Annotated in this window: 15 protein-coding genes; 6 read left to right on the plus strand and 9 right to left on the minus strand. The window is 64.6% G+C overall.

Annotated features, from left to right (window positions below; genetic code table 11):
- Together BCL93_RS15585 and tmpA are read right to left on the minus strand one after the other, a co-directional pair.
- The coding region (locus BCL93_RS15585; protein WP_181463115.1) for a transposase at positions 1-213 on the minus strand (213 nt) is incomplete at its 3' end.
- A gap of 78 nt (positions 214-291) precedes the next feature.
- Positions 292-1,383 (minus strand): 2-trimethylaminoethylphosphonate dioxygenase, encoded by a 1,092-nt coding sequence (tmpA, locus tag BCL93_RS15590; protein ID WP_112056169.1) that lies wholly within the window; start codon positions 1,381-1,383, stop codon positions 292-294.
- Positions 1,384-1,504: 121 nt separating this feature from the next.
- Here tmpA and BCL93_RS15595 point away from each other — a divergent pair, with 121 nt between their 5' ends.
- Positions 1,505-2,533, plus strand: a complete 1,029-nt coding sequence (locus tag BCL93_RS15595) for a GlxA family transcriptional regulator (protein WP_112056170.1) — start codon at positions 1,505-1,507, stop codon at positions 2,531-2,533.
- Between the two features lie 89 nt (positions 2,534-2,622).
- Here BCL93_RS15595 and BCL93_RS15600 read toward each other — a convergent pair whose 3' ends face one another.
- On the minus strand, positions 2,623-3,243 hold the full coding sequence (locus BCL93_RS15600; protein WP_112056171.1) for a TetR/AcrR family transcriptional regulator: 621 nt from the start codon (positions 3,241-3,243) through the stop codon (positions 2,623-2,625).
- 202 nt (positions 3,244-3,445) lie between these two features.
- Between BCL93_RS15600 and BCL93_RS15605 the strand changes: the two genes are divergently transcribed.
- On the plus strand, positions 3,446-4,000 hold the full coding sequence (locus BCL93_RS15605; RefSeq protein ID WP_112056172.1) for a carboxymuconolactone decarboxylase family protein: 555 nt from the start codon (positions 3,446-3,448) through the stop codon (positions 3,998-4,000).
- A 169-nt stretch (positions 4,001-4,169) separates the two neighbouring features.
- On the opposite strand, the gene BCL93_RS15610 is transcribed toward BCL93_RS15605, so the two are convergent.
- Positions 4,170-4,673 carry a lactoylglutathione lyase family protein gene (locus BCL93_RS15610; RefSeq protein ID WP_112056173.1) on the minus strand — a complete coding sequence of 168 codons (504 nt, stop codon included), beginning with the start codon at positions 4,671-4,673 and terminating at the stop codon, positions 4,170-4,172.
- Positions 4,674-4,781: 108 nt separating this feature from the next.
- Between BCL93_RS15610 and BCL93_RS15615 the strand changes: the two genes are divergently transcribed.
- Complete coding sequence (locus BCL93_RS15615) at positions 4,782-5,666, plus strand: LysR family transcriptional regulator (RefSeq protein ID WP_112056247.1); 885 nt, start codon at positions 4,782-4,784, stop codon at positions 5,664-5,666.
- Here the strand turns inward: BCL93_RS15615 and glsB are convergent.
- The gene (gene glsB, locus BCL93_RS15620) at positions 5,658-6,599 is read right to left on the minus strand and encodes a glutaminase B (RefSeq protein WP_112056174.1); all 942 of its coding nucleotides are present in this window, start codon (positions 6,597-6,599) and stop codon (positions 5,658-5,660) included. The genes BCL93_RS15615 and glsB overlap by 9 nt on opposite strands.
- A gap of 477 nt (positions 6,600-7,076) precedes the next feature.
- Here glsB and BCL93_RS15625 point away from each other — a divergent pair, with 477 nt between their 5' ends.
- Together BCL93_RS15625 and BCL93_RS15630 are read left to right on the plus strand one after the other, a co-directional pair.
- Positions 7,077-8,660: a BCCT family transporter gene (locus BCL93_RS15625; protein ID WP_112056175.1), complete on the plus strand. Its 1,584-nt coding sequence runs from the start codon at positions 7,077-7,079 to the stop codon at positions 8,658-8,660.
- A 302-nt stretch (positions 8,661-8,962) separates the two neighbouring features.
- Positions 8,963-9,724 (plus strand): sulfite exporter TauE/SafE family protein, encoded by a 762-nt coding sequence (locus BCL93_RS15630; protein ID WP_112056176.1) that lies wholly within the window; start codon positions 8,963-8,965, stop codon positions 9,722-9,724.
- 23 nt (positions 9,725-9,747) lie between these two features.
- Here the strand turns inward: BCL93_RS15630 and BCL93_RS15635 are convergent, their stop codons facing one another.
- A complete protein-coding gene (locus BCL93_RS15635; protein WP_112056177.1) occupies positions 9,748-10,236 on the minus strand; it encodes a MarR family winged helix-turn-helix transcriptional regulator in 489 nt (162 codons plus the stop codon).
- 83 nt (positions 10,237-10,319) lie between these two features.
- On the opposite strand from BCL93_RS15635, the gene BCL93_RS15640 reads away from it, so the two are divergent.
- On the plus strand, positions 10,320-11,279 hold the full coding sequence (locus BCL93_RS15640) for a DMT family transporter (RefSeq protein WP_220086293.1): 960 nt from the start codon (positions 10,320-10,322) through the stop codon (positions 11,277-11,279).
- A gap of 231 nt (positions 11,280-11,510) precedes the next feature.
- On the opposite strand, the gene iadA is transcribed toward BCL93_RS15640, so the two are convergent.
- Genes iadA through BCL93_RS15655 form a run of 3 tightly spaced genes read right to left on the minus strand, consistent with a single transcriptional unit; the run spans position 11,511 to position 16,263 of the window.
- Positions 11,511-12,680: a beta-aspartyl-peptidase gene (iadA, locus tag BCL93_RS15645; RefSeq protein ID WP_112056178.1), complete on the minus strand. Its 1,170-nt coding sequence runs from the start codon at positions 12,678-12,680 to the stop codon at positions 11,511-11,513.
- Positions 12,674-15,418: a cyanophycin synthetase gene (cphA, locus tag BCL93_RS15650; RefSeq protein ID WP_112056179.1), complete on the minus strand. Its 2,745-nt coding sequence runs from the start codon at positions 15,416-15,418 to the stop codon at positions 12,674-12,676. Before cphA ends, iadA begins: the two co-directional genes overlap by 7 nt.
- A complete protein-coding gene (locus tag BCL93_RS15655) occupies positions 15,415-16,263 on the minus strand; it encodes a cyanophycinase (protein ID WP_112056180.1) in 849 nt (282 codons plus the stop codon). Before BCL93_RS15655 ends, cphA begins: the two co-directional genes overlap by 4 nt.
- Between the last annotated feature and the right edge of the window lie 7 nt (positions 16,264-16,270).

Here is a 16,270-nt window from a genome sequence, read left to right on the forward strand (position 1 = left end):
CAGGGTGCGCAGCTGACTGGCCAGCGAATGACGGATGCGCAGCGGGTGGCGTCGATCGACCAGGTTGTCCTCCAGCGCCTCGATCACGCCGCTGTTATCGAGGGCTTCACGCAGCAGCAAGGCACCGCTGTCGCTGGTAGCACGCTCGCCGCTGAGCTGGACGTTGACGGAGCCGTTGCAGGACGGCGACCAGGTCGTTAGGGTTTCACCCATGGCGGTTGGTCCTCCTGAATCAGGTTCTGCCAGGAACTTTCTGATTTATCAGCAGGATACCAACCGCCATCTTCATTTTCAGGGCTGCCCGGTGAATATCAGGGGGTCCTGATCGACGTAGCCCTGGCGCATGTGACGGACGCCGTTTTCCAGATGGAAGGATGTGCGCCCATGGAGCAGGCGGTAGTTGTCCATGATCAGCATCTGGCCGGCTTCGAGCTTGATGTTCAGGGTCAGGGCTTCGGACGTGATCAGCCGGTAGAAGGCCTGGCGTGCGGCGTAATAGCGGCGCAGTTCAGCACCGGGCCGGGCCGAGACGCGCTCGGTACGGTTCGAGAAGCGCACCCGCATCAGGTGGTCCTGGCCGTCGAGTTCGATCAGCGGGCCTTCGCTTTCAAGGCGAGTGGTCTCGTCGTGATAGCAAAACCCCGGCGTCACGCGGGTCAGGCAGGCGAAGGCCTCCGGGTCTTCCTCGCGCAGGCGCTGCGCCGCGCTGAAACCGTCGACCAGGGTGTTGTCCCCGCCGCCGGCGGCGTTGGCCAGGCAGTGCAGCCAGACAAACCCCGGGATAGGATCGCGATAAGGGTTGTCGGTATGGGGTTCGAGCCCGCGCTGGGTCATGGTCAGGTCATAGGCATTGGCGACCGATTTGACGTCGGCGACGCCGCCCCAGTTGGTCCGCCGCAGCGGGCCGATGCGCGCCATCAGGGTCTGCATGCCTTCCGCTTCGTCAGGCACTCCATCCACCCGCACGAAGCCGAAGCGATGCAGATTTTCCAGTAGCTCGAGCAGGGCGCCGTCATCGTTTACCGCTGCGGAAAAAGCGCTGTGGGGAATATCACTCAAGCGTGAATCCCACAGACGACGCTCGGCGAATTCGTCGCTCGGCGTGACTTCTTCGTTCAGGGCCGCCAGAGAAAAGCAGCTTTGGTGACCGTCGCTGAAACGAATATCGAGCCGGTCGCCTTCGGCAGTGGCCGTAAGGATCGCCAGGTCCAGCGGCAGATCGGCGGCCTCGATCAGGCGCTGTCCGGTCTGCGGGTCGAGCGTGTCGGCATCCGGGGTGCGCTCTCGCAGCCACAGGGCATCCAGCTCGAGATCCTTCCCGTCGTAGTGGAGGTGAAGCTGCTGACCGTCGGCTGACTGGCTGAGATGACCGCTGATGCTCATGACACTGGGTTCTCCGTTGGGGGGCGATGGCCCCGTTGCTTGAGGACTAGGGACTTACCCTAACGCCGGCCTGTGGCGGCTATTTGATTTTTTTCGCCTTATTCATGATATAAATGGCCCCATGCCCGATACCACTTGGCCCTATGTAAGGCCCGATTCGCCCCCGTTGCTGGCACCTGATGATGCTGAGCTCACCCTCAACGTGTGGCTGGTGCCCAGGTTCTCGATGCTGACGCTGTTCTGTCTGCTCGAGCCCCTGCGGGTCGCCAACCGGTTCGGTCGTGACCTCTTCGCCTGGCGGCTGCTGTCCTCCGACGGGCAGGCGGTGGTGGCCAGCAACGGCGTGCGTATCGATGTGGATGGGCGGCTCGATAGCCTGTGTCAGGATGCTCGTCGGGATCATCTGGCTTCGGAGAGTCGCCTGATGGTGGTGGCGTCCTACGAACCGGAAGCCACCGTCGAGGCCGAAGACCGGGCGGTGCTGAGGCGGCTCGCGGCTCATGGGGCCTGGCTGGGAGGGCTCGACACGGCGCCCTTCATCCTGGCCCGGGCCGGGGTGCTGAATGGCTATCGGGTGGCCATGCACTGGGAGAGTGTGCCGGCCTTTCGTCAGGAGTTCCCTGAGCTTGTGGCGAGCTCGGCGCTCTACGAATGGGAGTATGACCGCCTCACGGGGTCGGGGGGCGCGGCCGGCATCGATCTGATGCTGTCATGGGTCGAGCGGCGCTATGGGCCGTCACTGGCCGATGCCGTGGGGCGACAGATCGGCTATCAGCGAGGCGAGGGTACTGCAACGAGCCGCGAGCGCCGCGGTGATCCGTCGCTGCCGCGCAGCGTGGTGCGGGCCCTGGCGGTAATGGAGGCCAACCTGGCGCAGGCGCTGGATATCCCCGAGATCTGTCGGCTGGCGGGGCAGTCTCAGCGTCAATTGACGCGCCAGTTCGCCGCCCACTTCGGCGAGACCCTCAAGCAGTGCTATCTCGGCATGCGCCTAGACCTCGCCCAGCGCATCCTCGCCGATAGCTATTCCAGCGTGACCGAGGCGGCCTATGCGGCCGGTTTTTCTCACCTGGCCCACTTCTCGAGGGCCTATCGCCAGCGTTTCGGCGAGCCGCCTCGCGCCACGGCGATGCGCGGGACCAAGTCCTGACGTCAGGCCGAGGCAGGCATGGGGTGACGAGTCGCGGGCCGTGTCGTGTCTGGCAGCGCTAGGTAGAGGCGTCCGGGTTGCCCGCTTAGTCAGTGACGGCGGGCGCACAGGGTGAGCAGGTCGTCGGCGAGATCGTCGGCAAGCTCATGGAGCTCGGCGGCGCTGATCGGCCGTTCGGCGTGGGCGCGCAGGCCCATGACTATCGCCTGATAGCGGCGTGCCAGGCGAGCCGGCTGCCCAGCAGAGGCGTTGTCTGTTCGTTCCTCGACCAGTTCACCGGCGTCACGGGCGGCCTCGAAGACCTGCGTGAAGCGCGCCGCCATGCCGTCCAGCAGCTCCTGGGCGAGGCGGGCGTTGGCTTCCTCGGCTCCAAGTTCCAAGAGCGTCTTCACCAGCAGGCAGGCGTGGCAGGGGCGTTGCATGTCGCGAAGGCCGCCGAGGGTTCGCAGGTAGTCGGCCAGCCCGCCCAGCGGCGAGGGGTTGGCGGCCAGCGTGCGCTCGAGCTCCACCAGCCCCTGGCGGCCATAGCGTGCGAGTACCTCGCCAAACAGCCGCTCCTTGCTGCCGAAACTCGCATAGATGCTGCCCGGACGCATGTCGAGCGCACCTTCGAGATCCTTGAGCGAGGCGGCGTGATAGCCCTTGCGCCAGAACAGGGCAAGGGCCTGATCCAGGGAATGCTGGCGGTCATGGCGAGTCTGGCGTGGCATGAAGCGTCCTTTCGACCGTAAGTCGGCCGGATGAATCTTGAGTGAGCGCTCAAATTTTATCTTGAGTGATCGCTCAAAGCCAGTTAGCCTGAGGACACATCTACGGCAGGTAGCGTCATGTCCTGATTTGAGTGATCGCTCAAAAATGAGCTCGGCGCTTCTCTGCTCCATCTATTCGTGACCCAAGGCAACGAGGTAATACATGAGCTCCTATACCCTGCACGACAAGACCACGGCCCCCGCGGAAAGCCAGCCGCTGCTCGAGAATTCCATCAATGCCTTCGGCATGATCCCCAACCTGCACGCAGTGATGGCCGAGGCGCCGGGCCTGCTCGAGGGCTATCAGCAGCTGCACCAGCTGTTTATCGACTCGAGCTTCGATGCCGACGAGCTGACCGTGGTCTGGCAAACCATCAACGTCGAGCACGAGTGCCACTACTGCGTGCCGGCGCATACCGGTATCGCCAAGTCGATGAAGGTCGACGATGCGATCACTGAGGCGCTGCGTAACGAGACGCCGCTGCCCAGCGACAAGCTTGAGGCGCTGCGCACCTTCACTCTGGCCATGGTGCGCAATCGTGGTGAGGTCGATGCCTCCGCGGTCAACGACTTCCTGGCCGCCGGCTATACTCGCCGTCAGGTGCTGGAAGTGGTGCTGGGCCTCGCCCAGAAGGTGATGAGCAACTACACCAACCATCTGGCCGAGACGCCCGTCGATGAGCCGTTCAAGGCCTTCGAATGGCACAAGGTGAGCTGATCCGCGCCTGGGCGAAAACGTAACGCTCAGGCTCTGGATCAGGAACAAGAAAGGCCCGCTCTAAGGAGCGGGCCTTTTGCATGGGTGGGCCTTTTGCATGGGTGGGCCTTTTGCATGGGCGGGCCTTGGTCGGCCGCCCTTTTTGCTACGGTCAGCCCGATGACCTGGCTCAGGAGGCGTAGGCTCCGGCCGCATAGGTCAGCTCGTAGCTGTGGCTGTAGATCTCGAGGATATTGCCGAACGGGTCTTCCATGTAGACCATGCGGAACGGCTTCTCGCCTGGGAAGTACTCGCGCACCGGCATGCGCTGCTTGCCACCGGCGGCCACGATGCGCTCGGCGAGGCCTTCCACGTCCGGGTCCTGGACGCAGAAGTGGAAGACACCGGTCTTCCAGTACTCGAAGTTGTTCCCCGGGGTTTCTTGGCCCTTGAACTCGAACAGTTCGACACCGACCCGGTCGCCGGTGGACATGTGGGCGATGCGGAACGAGCCCCAGCCCGGGCCGAACACATCGGAGCACATCACGCCGATGGCGGAGTCGTCTTCGACGATGGTGGTCGGCTCCATGATCACGTACCAGCCGAGGACTTCGGTGTAGAACTTGAGGGCGGCTTCGACGTCGGGGACTGAGATGCCGATGTGGGAAAAGGTGCGGGGATAGACCTGGCTCATGGTGATGTCTCCTGCCGGTAGGCGAAGGGAAGTGAACGCTTTCCATGCTAGGCGCCGCCGGCCATAATCATAACCACCATGCCGTTATGATCATGATAAGAGATGCTTATGCTTCAGCCCCAGTGGCTGCGTACCTTCGAGGCGCTGGTGGAGCTTGGCAACTTCACCCGCGCCGCCGAGCGCCTGGACCTGACGCAGGCCGCGGTCAGCCAGCACATCAAGCACCTGGAGGCCCGGCTCGGGCAGCTGGTGCTGCGCCGGCCTCGTGGCCTGGAGCTGACCCCGGCGGGGCATGCCCTGCTCGACTACCAGCGGGAAATGCAGGCGGCCGACCAGCGCCTCACGCAGCGTCTGGCGGGCGATGATGCCAGCCAGGGCGAGCTGTCGCTGATCACGCCGGGCAGCATCGGTCTGGCCATCTATCCCCATCTGCTGGCGCTGCAGCACGAGGCGCCGGGGCTCGCCATTCACCATCGCTTCGCCCCCACCGCCGAGGTCATCGACGCCGTACTGAATAATCGCGCGGAAGTGGGGCTCGCCACCCAGCGCCCGGAGGACCCGCGCCTCGCGGTGTCGCTGTTTGCCAAGGAGGCGCTGGAGCTGGTGGTGCCGGCGGGCGTCGAGATCGCCGGCTGGGATGATCTGGAAAGGCTCGGCTTCATCGACCATCCCGACGGCCATGACATGGCCACCCGGCTGCTGAGCCGGCGCTTTCCCGGCAACCCAGGCGTTGGGCGGCTGCCCCGTCACGGCTTCACCAACCAGATCGGGTTGATCCTTGCGCCGGTGGCCCAGGGGCTCGGCTTCAGCGTGCTGCCCCGCTTTGCCCGGGAGGCCTACCCGCATCCCGAGGCGGTCCGGGTCGTCGAGGGCGAACCGGCGGTGGTCGATACCCTTTGGCTCCTGCACCGGGCCGAGTGGCCGCTGTCGGCCCGGGCCCAGCGCGCCGTCGAGCGGCTGAAGGCCCGGCTGGTCAGCGCGCCGTCAGCCTAGCGGCGAGAAGCCGATGCCTTCGACAAAGCCCTCGAGGGCATGGCGACCGGCGATCGAGTTGCCGTAGCCGTCCAGGCGCGGCGACCACACGCAGATGCTCATGCGCCCGGGCAGGATGGCGATGATGCCGCCGCCCACGCCGCTCTTGCCGGGCAGGCCGACCCGCCAGGCGAAGTCGCCGGCGGCGTCATAGAGGCCGCAGGTCAGCAGCAGGGCATTGAGCTGGCGGGTCTCCACCGGCGAGACCACCCGGCTGCCGTCCAGCGGATTGACGCCGCGGTTGGCCAGGAAAGCCACGCTTTGCGCCATCTCCACGCAGTTCATCGCCACCGAGCAGCCATGGAAGTAGGTATCGAGCACCGTCTCGACGTCGGCGTGCAGGTTGCCGTAGGCCTTCATGAGATAGGCCAGCGCCGCATTGCGGGCCTTGTGATCCATCTCTGAGCGGGCCACCCGCTCGTCGAAGCCGATGTCGTCGCTGCCTGACAGTCGCCGCAGATGTTCGCGCAGGGTGTACTGGGTCGACACGATCCGCGATACCAGCAGGTCGGTGACCAACAGCGCGCCGGCGTTGATGAAGGGGTTGCGCGGCACGCCCTGTTCGACCTCGAGCTGCACCATTGAGTTGAAGGCCTGCCCCGAGGGCTCGCGGCCCACTCGCGACCAGATCTCCTCGGATTCGAGACGCTGCATGGCCAGCACCAGCGCATGCACCTTGACGATCGATTGGATCGAGAAGCGCGTGTGGGCGTCACCTGCGACCTGCACCCGGCCGTCGACATGACAGACCGCAATGCCGAAGTGATCCGGGTCGACCTCGCCGAGGGCGGGAATGTAGTCGGCGACCTTGCCCTCATTGAAGCAGCGAGGGGCGTCCTTGCTGAGGCGGTCCAGCAGTGCCTGAAGGGCATCGTGATCAAGGTCGGCGGTCATGTAGCCAGGGCTCCTCTTTTTTAGAACGGTTGGTAAGAACGGTGCGAAAGAACGGTTGGCAAGGGTGGCAGAAATCGGTCGAAATGACTCATCAAAAAGAGGCGCATGAAACGCCCGAAAAGGCTGGGCAGTCTAGCCGATCCGGCAACGCTTCGATATTGAGCGGGCGTTCAGTGACATTTGAAGACCGACCGATGCGCCGGTATACTGCGCGGTTTTTCCAATCGGCTACCCGATTCCCGCTGGCCCTTGCAGGCCACTCCATCCGCCCCCTCGCCACGTCAGGAGGCTCCGTGAACGAAAGTCCCCTCTCGCTCGCGAACACGTAACACTGCTCTGACATCGTCATCCCCGATCGTCTATCAGTGATCGCTCTTCTGACGCCATCGGCGTTGAAATACTCGCTCATCCCGAATGCCATGCTTGCGGCTCCCGCTCGCCTGGACGACGTGATGACATCCCAACCAAAGGCTCCCCATGACCCAACCTGACCATTCCATTCCATCAGAGACCAGCACCACCGGTTCGCGCCTGGGCGACCCGGTGGTGCTGGTCTTGAGCGTCGGCTTCATCGTCGCCTTCGTTGCCCTGTCGCTGTATGACATCGACATGGTCGCCAACGGCATCAGCGCCGGTTTCGCCTGGACCGCTCGTACCCTTGGCTCCTACTTCCAACTGCTGCTGCTGCTGACCTTCTTCATCGGCATTGGCGTTGCCATGTCGCCGGCCGGTGCCGCCAAGGTGGGCAATCTTCAGCGCCCGGAGATCAGCACCTTCAAGTGGCTGTCGATGATCATGTGCACCCTGCTCGCTGGCGGTGGCGTGTTCTTCGCCGCCGGTGAGCCGGTCTATCACTTCGTGGTCACGCCGCCGGCCTTCGACACCGAAGCGGGCACCGTTGATGCTGTCGCCGGCGCCCTGGCCCAGTCCTTCATGCACTGGGGCTTTCTGGCCTGGGCGGTGCTCGGCACCCTGACCGCCGTGGTGATGGCGCATGCCCACTACGTGAAGGGCCAGCCGATGCAGCCGCGCACCCTGCTCACCCCGGTACTCGGCGAGCGCCTGATGAGCGGCCCGCTGGGTGGCCTGGTTGACGCCCTGTGCGTGATCGCCGTGGTCGCCGGTACCGTGGGTCCGATCGGCTTCCTGGCCACTCAGGTCAGCTTCGGCCTGCATGAGCTGTTCGGCCTGCCGCAAGGCTATGGCACTCAGCTGGCCGTTCTGGCCGTGCTGGGCGCGATCTACGTCACCTCGGCGATGACCGGTATCCATCGCGGTATCCAACTGCTCAGCCGTTTCAACGTCTTCCTGGCGCTGGCGATTGCCGCGGTAATCTTCGTCTTCGGCCCGACCCTGTTCCTGACCGATGCCTTTACCCAGGGCTTTGGCACCTACCTGAGCTCCTTCTTCTCGATGGCCACCATGACCGCCGAGACGGCGCCGGCCTGGTGGATGAAGTGGTGGACGGTGTTCTTCTTTGCCTGGTTCATCGGCTACGGCCCGCTGATGGCGATCTTCGTTGCCCGCATCTCGCGTGGCCGCACCATCCGCCAGATGATTCTTGCCGTGGCGGTGATGGCACCGGTGGCCACTACCGTATGGTTCACCCTGCTGGGCGGCTCGGGCATCTTCTACCAGCTGACCGGCGTGATCGACCTGACCGAAGCGCTGAACAACTTCCAGTTCGACGTGGCGACCCTGACCGTGGCGCAGGCGCTGCCGGGTGGCTCGCTGATGGCGCTGGCGATCCTGCTGCTGACCACCATCTTCGTGGCCACCACCGGCGACTCGATGAGCTACGCGATCTCCGTGGTGGGTGCCGGCCATGACGCGCCGAACCCGCTGATCCGCGCCTTCTGGGGCATCGCCATGGCGATCATGGCGGCGATCCTGCTGTACATGGGCGCCGGCCAGATCAGCGCGCTGCAGCAGTTCATCGTGATCACCGCCATCCCGGTGTCGCTGGTGCTGCTGCCCTCGCTGTGGACTGGCCCGAAGGCCGCCTACGCGATGGCGCGCGAGCAGGGGCTGATCGACCAGCCGCGCACGCGCGAAGCCTGATCGACGCAGACGAACGCGTCGCTGCTTAGACGCTGCTGTTTGCCACGGCGTTTGTCAGCGAAGCGTGATAAAAAGCCGGCCCCGAGGGGCCGGCTTTTTTTATGGCCGCCACTTGGGGCTTGGCCGGGGTGACGGTCACTGGGGCAGGGACTTAAGAGAGGGGCTTAAGAGAGGGGCTTAAGAGAGAAACTTAGCCGAGGGGCTTGTGAAGGGACTTAAGGCGCTACTTTTACGCCTTGCCGTGAGGCGCAGCGGCGGGTCTTGATATAGTGGTGAGCCCTATAGGCCATCGGACGGCGACCATGCCCCTGCTCGATCTGCTCTCTCCTTTGCCTGCCGGGCTCAACCTGGGCCTGGTGGCGCTGTCGATCCTGACCTCGATGATCTCGGCGAGCGCCGGCATCGGCGGCGGCACCCTGCTGATTATCGCCATGGCGCAGGTGATGCCGGCAGCGGCGCTGATTCCGGTGCATGGCATGGTGCAGCTGGGCTCCAATGCCGGCCGCGCCAGCATGACGTGGCGCCATATCGACCGCCGGGTGATCGCCGCCTTCCTGCCCGGGGTGGTGCTTGGCGCCTTGCTTGCAGCCTGGCTGCTGGTGCGCCTGCCTTCGGGCGTGCTGGAGCTCACCATCGCCGGCTTCGTGCTGTTCTCCTGCTGGGGTCCGACGCCACCGGCCCGGGCGCTGGGGCGCGTTGGCACTATGCTGGCCGGTGCAGTGACTACCCTGCTGTCGAGTCTGGTGGGTGCCAGTGGCCCGCTGGTCGGCTCCTTTATCAAGCATTCCCAGTCCGAGCGAATGGCGCGAGTGGCGACCTTTTCCGCCTGCATGAGCCTTCAGCATCTCACCAAGGCGTTCGTGTTCGGCGTGGCCGGCTTCGTTTTCCATGACTGGCTGGGGCTGATGGTGGCAATGATCGCGGCGGGGCTCGCTGGCACCTGGCTCGGCCTGCGCCTGCTCAAGCGGCTCAGTGAGGCGCACTTCGACGGGCTCTTCAAGTGGGTACTGACCCTGCTGGCGCTGCGTCTGGCCTGGCTCGGCGTCGAGCGGTTGCTGGGCTGATGAGCCTAAGTTCCAGATGCCTCTCAGCTGCTTTCAAGTTCGTGCAAGAACTGTTTCAGCAAACTGTCCAATTGAGCGCGCTGCTCGTCGGTAAGAACCCCGGCCAGTGTTTCCTGCGTCTCAACATGGGCGCTAACCGCTTCGTCGATAAGCTCGCGCCCTTGCGGGGTGAGGGAAATCAGGAAACCACGCCCGTCCTCGGCATTCCGGACCCGCTCGACCAGACCGGCTTTTACCAGTTGGTCGATACGGTGCGTCATCGTGCCCGACGTGACCAAGGTCGATGCCATCAGGTCGCCAGGAGAGAGCGCATAGGGCGAGCCTGACCGGCGCAGGGTGGCCAGAACATCGAAGCCTGCAGCATTCAGGCCGTATGCGGACCAGCTCTTTTCCATGGCACGCATTAGCAACTGGTGCAGCAACTTGATCCGTCCGATCGTGCCCATGGACGCAACCTCAAGGTCGGGTCGCTCTTGTCGCCATTGCGTAAGAATTTTTTCTATATGATCCATGCCGCTTAGACTTCCACGCGCTTATCTTGACGTCAAGATTTCGGAGTAATATCTTGAACTCAAGATATGTTCCCGGAGGGACGATGATGACGAGCGTGTCCACAAACAAACCTGAGCGCATCAGGACATGGTTACCCGCACTGCTAAGCCTCTTGTTCGGCGGAGCGCTGTTGGGTCTATCGACCAATCTGGCCAAAGTGGCGAGTGAGGCGCGCCTGCCGCCTTTGGCGATTCTGTTTTGGTCAATCGTCGGGGCAGCACTGATTTTGCTCGCGCTGGCCGCGCAACGTCGGAAGCTACCGCCAGTTAACGCTCGTACGCTTGAATACTACTGCGTGTCTGCGCTGGTAGGCGTGGCCGGCCCCAATCTCATCTTCTTCTCGGCGGTTCCGCATGTTGGAGCCGGCTTCGTCGCTCTCATCATCACATTGCCGCCGCTTCTGACCTATGTCGGTGCACTGGCACTCAAACTGGAAGTGTTCAAGGCGATACGTGCCACGGGGGTGGCGGCGGCCTTGGCAGGCGCCGGCGTTTTGGCTTCGGAAAAGCTGGCCTCGCCCGATGCAGATGTCTTCTGGACACTGCTGGCGCTTGTCGGGCCGGTCCTGCTGGCCATCGGCAATCTGTATCGCACACTGCGTTGGCCCCAAGGCGTATCCGGCGATGCACTGGCGCCGGGCATGCTAGTGGCTGCCGCCATGATGTTGCTGTGCGCCGGATTCTTGCCAGGATTCTCGCTGGCGATACCGATGGAGCAAGGCCTATCGTTCGTCCTGATCGCTATACAGTCCGCAGTTTTCGCTGGCATGTTCTTGTTGTTGTTCCTGTTGCAGAAAACAGGCGGGCCGGTCCTGCTGAGCCTGCTGGGATCTGTCGGTGCCCTTGTAGGCGTACCCGTCGCCATATTTCTACAGGGCGAAGCGCCCCCTGGGGGGCTGTTATTCGGTGCTGTTCTGATTGCCGCCGGCGTTATCCTGCTCACGCTTGGCAATAATCAGCGGGTTAACCCAAGCCCTTACCACCACGAAAGAAAAGCCGGATGAAAATCGCTGGATATGAAGTCACCGGTCAAGTTGGCAGCCGTATTGCCCTGGCGAAGGGGGGAGCACGTTCGGGCCCGGCTATTTGCGTAGTTGGGCGTAACTGATCGACGCCAGTGAAGACGGTCACGCTGTTCTGCTTGATCAGGCCAAGGCGCTGAGATCAGTTCCCGATACCTAGGTGCCTGTTGTCCTGGTTCTCGGTGCTTGGGTTCTCTTTTCGATCACCAAGCGTTAGCCGCCCCGGGCATAGACACAGCGCCCCGCCACATAGGTCTGCTGCGGGGTGAGGGTGCGATCGAGCAGGGTCACATCGGCATCGAAGCCCACGGCCAGCCGGCCCTTGTGACCGTCGAGCCCCAGCACCCTGGCCACGTTGCCCGAAATCAGCTCCAGCGCCTGATCCAGCGTCAGCACCTGTTCGTGTACCAGGCGCCGCCAGTCGGCGATCAGGGTGGCGTTGCCCGCCACTCGCATGCCGATATAGCCGCCCTGGGCGTCGAACTCGGGCAGGCTGCCATTGCAGTCGGAACTCATGGTGATGTGTTCGACCGGCACGCCACGTCGCAGCAGTCGCGCCACCGCGCCGAAGCCGGTCAGGTCGTCTTCGTCGGCATCGTCGAAGGCGGTCACATCCACGCAGGCCTTGAAGGTCAGCGCATAGTCGGCGGCCTCTTCTAAGAGGTCGCGATGGCGGTTTACATGGGTGGGAATCACCTGCTCGGCGGGAATTTCGGTCTCGGTGAGCAGCCGGCGCAGCGGCTCGAGCCCCCGCGCGCCGTCGCCGATATGGAAGTGGCAGATGCCGCGCTTGCCGGCCAGCATGGCGCCGACCCTCACCTCGCTGACCAGCCGCTCGATCTCGTCCTGCCGGGGTTGGCTCGAACGGTGATCCGAGATCGCGATCTCACCCAGGCCGATGACCTCGGGAATCCAGGCCAGGTCGCGTTGCAGGTCGCCGGTGAGGGTCGGCGGCGGCACGCGATAGGACCCGGTGTACATGTAGGCGGCGATGCCCTCGGCGCGCAGCCCACGCACCTTGGCCAGCAGGTCCGCCGGCGAGCGGCTGATGCCGTCGGTGCCGAGCACCCCCACCACGGTGCCGATGCCCATGGCGGCGATCTGGTGGGCGGTGATCTCCGGGCAGCGAGATCCGCAGCCGCCTTCGCCGCCCCCACCGGTCACGTGCACGTGCTGGTCGATGAAGGCAGGCACGGCGATCAGCTCCGGCGCCTCCACGACCTGCACCGGCCAGCCTGCCGGCACGTCCAGGTCATGCCCCAGCGCGGCGATGCGACCGCCGGCGATCAGGATCTCGTTGGCCTCGAGCAGCTCAGGAGCCTGGATGCTGCCCACGCGCAACAGGGTCAGTAGTCCCGCATCCGGGGAAGGGCCGGTCAGCATGGGCGGTTGCCTCGTGAGGTATGGGGGGGATGGGTTTTTTCAGCGGGGTTTTCCCCCTCAGGGGCTTTATCTGTAGGGGGCGGGCTATCTGCTGCGCTGACGCTTTGCTCTGAAGTGTCCTTGGAATAGTCCTGGGCAGGCGCCTTGAGGCGTTCCTTGAGGCGCTCAAGTGTTCCTTCAATATCATCGATCAGCAGCACCAGCAGGTCGCCGTCGCTGGCTTCCTCGAAGGCTCGGTCGATGGCCTGCTCCTCTTCCAAGACGAGTTCGGTGTGACATGCTCGCGGCACTGAGGCGGCGCCGTCGCGCAACAGGCCGCCGGCTTCCCCCGGGGGGCGGCCGCGGGCGTCGGTCTCGCAGAGGATGACGACATCGAGCATCGCGGCCAGCCGCGCGCCCAGCTCGAAAAGGTCCTCATCGCGGCGATTGCCCGGGGCGCTGGCCACGCCGATGCGTCGCTTGGCGGGTAGCGCGCTGACCAGTTCGGCCAGTGCGTCGAGAGCCGGCACGTTATGCCCGTAGTCGATCAGCACCTTGAGGCCAGCGGCCTCGATCAGGTTGGTGCGCCCGGGGTTCTGGCTGGGCGTCGGGTGGAAGGTGGACAGGCCCATGCGGATATCGGCAGGCGACAGCCCCAGGGCAAAGGCCGCGGCGCTGGCGGCCAGGGCGTTGGCGACATTGAAGCGGGCGTGGCCCTCGAAGGTGATCGGCACGTCGGCGACGGGGATGACCTCGGCTTCGACCCGGCCCTGACGCATGACCAGGTTGCCTTGGTGGACAGTGAAGGCCACCCCCTGATTGTGAACATGCTGACGAATGGCCCGTGAATCCGGGTTCAGGGTAAAGAGAATGCTGTCGCCCCGCGCCCATTCCAGGGCGGCCAGCACCCGTGGGTCATCGGCATTGATGACGGCGGTGCCCTCCGGGCGGATGGCGTCGATCACCACCGACTTGCAGCGCGCCAGTTCGTCGAGGGTATGAAGGTCATGCTCGCCGAGATGATCGCTTGCGATGTTGAGCAGCACGCCCACGTCGCAGGCATCGAAACCGAGCCCGCGGCGCATGATGCCGCCCCGCGCCACCTCGAGTACCGCGCACTCCACCGTGGGCTCGCGCAGCACGATCGTGGCCGCCAGCGGGCCGCTGTAGTCGCCGCGCATGATGACGTGGCTGTCGATCTCGATGGCGCCGGTGCAGGCCATGCCCACCTTGCGGCCCACCTGGCGCAGAAGATGCGAGAGCAGGCGCACCGTGGTCGTCTTGCCGTTGGTGCCGGTGACCGCGACGATGGGGATGCGCGCATCGCTGCCGCTGTCCGGAAACAGCATGTCGATGACCGGCTGGCCGACATCCCGGCCCTGGCCGTGGGTGGGCGACAGATGCATGCGAAAGCCGGGCCCCGCGTTGACCTCGACCACGGCCGCGGATTGCTCCTCCAGCGGGCGAGTCAGGGTCTCGGCGAGCAGGTCGATGCCGATGATGTCGAGTCCAATGAGTCGCGCGATGCGCTCCGCCACATAGCGCACCTCCGGGTGCACATCGTCGGTCACGTCGGTGGCGGTGCCGCCGGTGCTCAGGTTGGCGGTGGGCTTGAGGAAGACGATCTCGTCTGCGGCAATCACGCTCTCAAGGTTCAGATGCTGCTGACTGATCATCCGCCGCGACTGCTCGTCCAGCTCGATCTGGGTAAGCAGATTCTCATGGCCAACGCCGCGTCTTGGGTCGGCGTTCTCCCGGTCGATCAGTTCCTTGAGCGTGGCCTTTCCATCGCCGACCACATGGGCCGGACGTCGCCGGGCGGCGGCCACCAACTGGCCATTAATAACCAGCAGGCGGTGATCCTCGCCGCTGATGCACTGCTCGACGATCACCGAGTGATGGCGTCGAGCGGCGATGTTGAAGGCGTCGCATAGCGCCTGGTCGTCCTCGACGCTGGTGCTCACGCCTCGACCATGGTTGCCGACCAGCGGCTTCACCGCCAGGGGGTAGCCGATGCGCCGCGAGACCTCGAGCGCCTCATCGACGGTGGAGCACACCTCGCCCTTGGGCACCGGGATGCCGGCATCGCCGAGCAGCTGCTTCGTCCATTGCTTGTCATCGGCGATGCTGTAGCCAATCAGGTCTGTTTGGCAGGTCACGGTTGCCTGAATGCGCTGCTGGCGGTGGCCATGGCCCAGTTGGAGGTAGCTGCTGTCGTCGGTGAGGCGCATATAAGGAATGCCACGACGCTCGGCGGCCTCGATGATTGCGGCGGTGGAGGGCCCCAGCATGTGCGCGTCGCGCACCACCTTTAGGCGGTCGATGATCGCCTGAATGTCGATCTCGAGGCCATGGAAGAGGCGGCGGACCAGCTCGACGGCCTCCACGCCAGCCGCCAGGCCGCTGGCCTCGTCGCGGTAGCGGTAGACGACGTTGTAGATCCCGGCATCATAGCTGTCGATGGTTTTGCCGTAGCCCACCGAGAAACCGATCAGGTTCTGCAGCTCGATTGCCACATGCTCGACCACGTGACCGGCCCAGGTGCCTCGTGCCAGGCGCTCCAGGAAGCCGCCGGGGCGACCGACCGAGCAACGGTGCCCCTGCAGAGTCGGCAATAGCTCGCTGAGTCGCTCGGCGATGCCGGGCACGGTGTCGCTGGGGCGGTGCTCCAGGTCACCGATGTCCAGGCGCATGAAGATGGTCAGATAGCGGCTGTAGTAGTTGGGGCCGCGCAGTGCGCGGTGCTCGAGAATATTCATAGTGTGTTCGCCAGCACGGCTTCGAGCGCCTCGGGGACCAGGTAGCGTCGCGCCCCGAGATCGAAACCGTGGCCGCTGACCAGGGCATGCAGAATCATGTGCTCGATGGCTACCGGCTCTCCCATCGACAGCTCGGCGATATTGGAGCTCGCCAGATCACGGCTGTCGATCAGGATGACGTGCCCCGAGCCGATCGCCTCGATAATGCCGTGAGGGTGGATGATCACGCCGGCATCCTCGCCGATGCCCACGCCCAGGTGCTCGGGGTTGCTCGCGCCGACCTCCATCAGGCGTGTGAAGCGGCCGCGCTCGAGGAAATGGCTGTCGATGATCAGTCCCTCGGCAAGTCCCAGGCCGAAGGTCATGTTGACGGCGCCCTTGCGCAGCGCATCCGCGGCGGCACCGTTGTAGATCATGGTGCCCGGCATCGCCGCGGCACCGGCACTGGTGCCAGCCACTACCGCACCGGCCGCCAGGCGCTCGCGAATGGCCTGCAGCGTGGCCGAGCCGCCCATCACATGGGTCAGGCGCAGCTGGTCGCCGCCGGTGAAGAAGACGACGCCGCTCTGCTCGATCAGCCGCACCGTTTCGGGGTGCCCTGCCTGCTGGCGGTCCTTGATGTCCAGCGAATGAATGCGGCTCGCCCCCAGGCGCGTGAAGGCCGCCTCGTAGTCGGGCAGCACCTGGTCGGGGATGCCGCTCGCCGTGGCGATGACCGCAACCTCATGGTTATCCGCAGGGGCCAGGGCAAACACCCGCGTCAGGATTTCGAGGTCCGAGGTTCTGTCCTCGGCCCCTCCGATGGCCACCAGATGGCCGGATACCGAGCCGAGAGAAGCAGTCATGGTCCTT

This window comes from Onishia taeanensis, assembly GCF_003268885.1.
Classification (GTDB): Bacteria; Pseudomonadota; Gammaproteobacteria; order Pseudomonadales; family Halomonadaceae; genus Onishia; species Onishia taeanensis_A.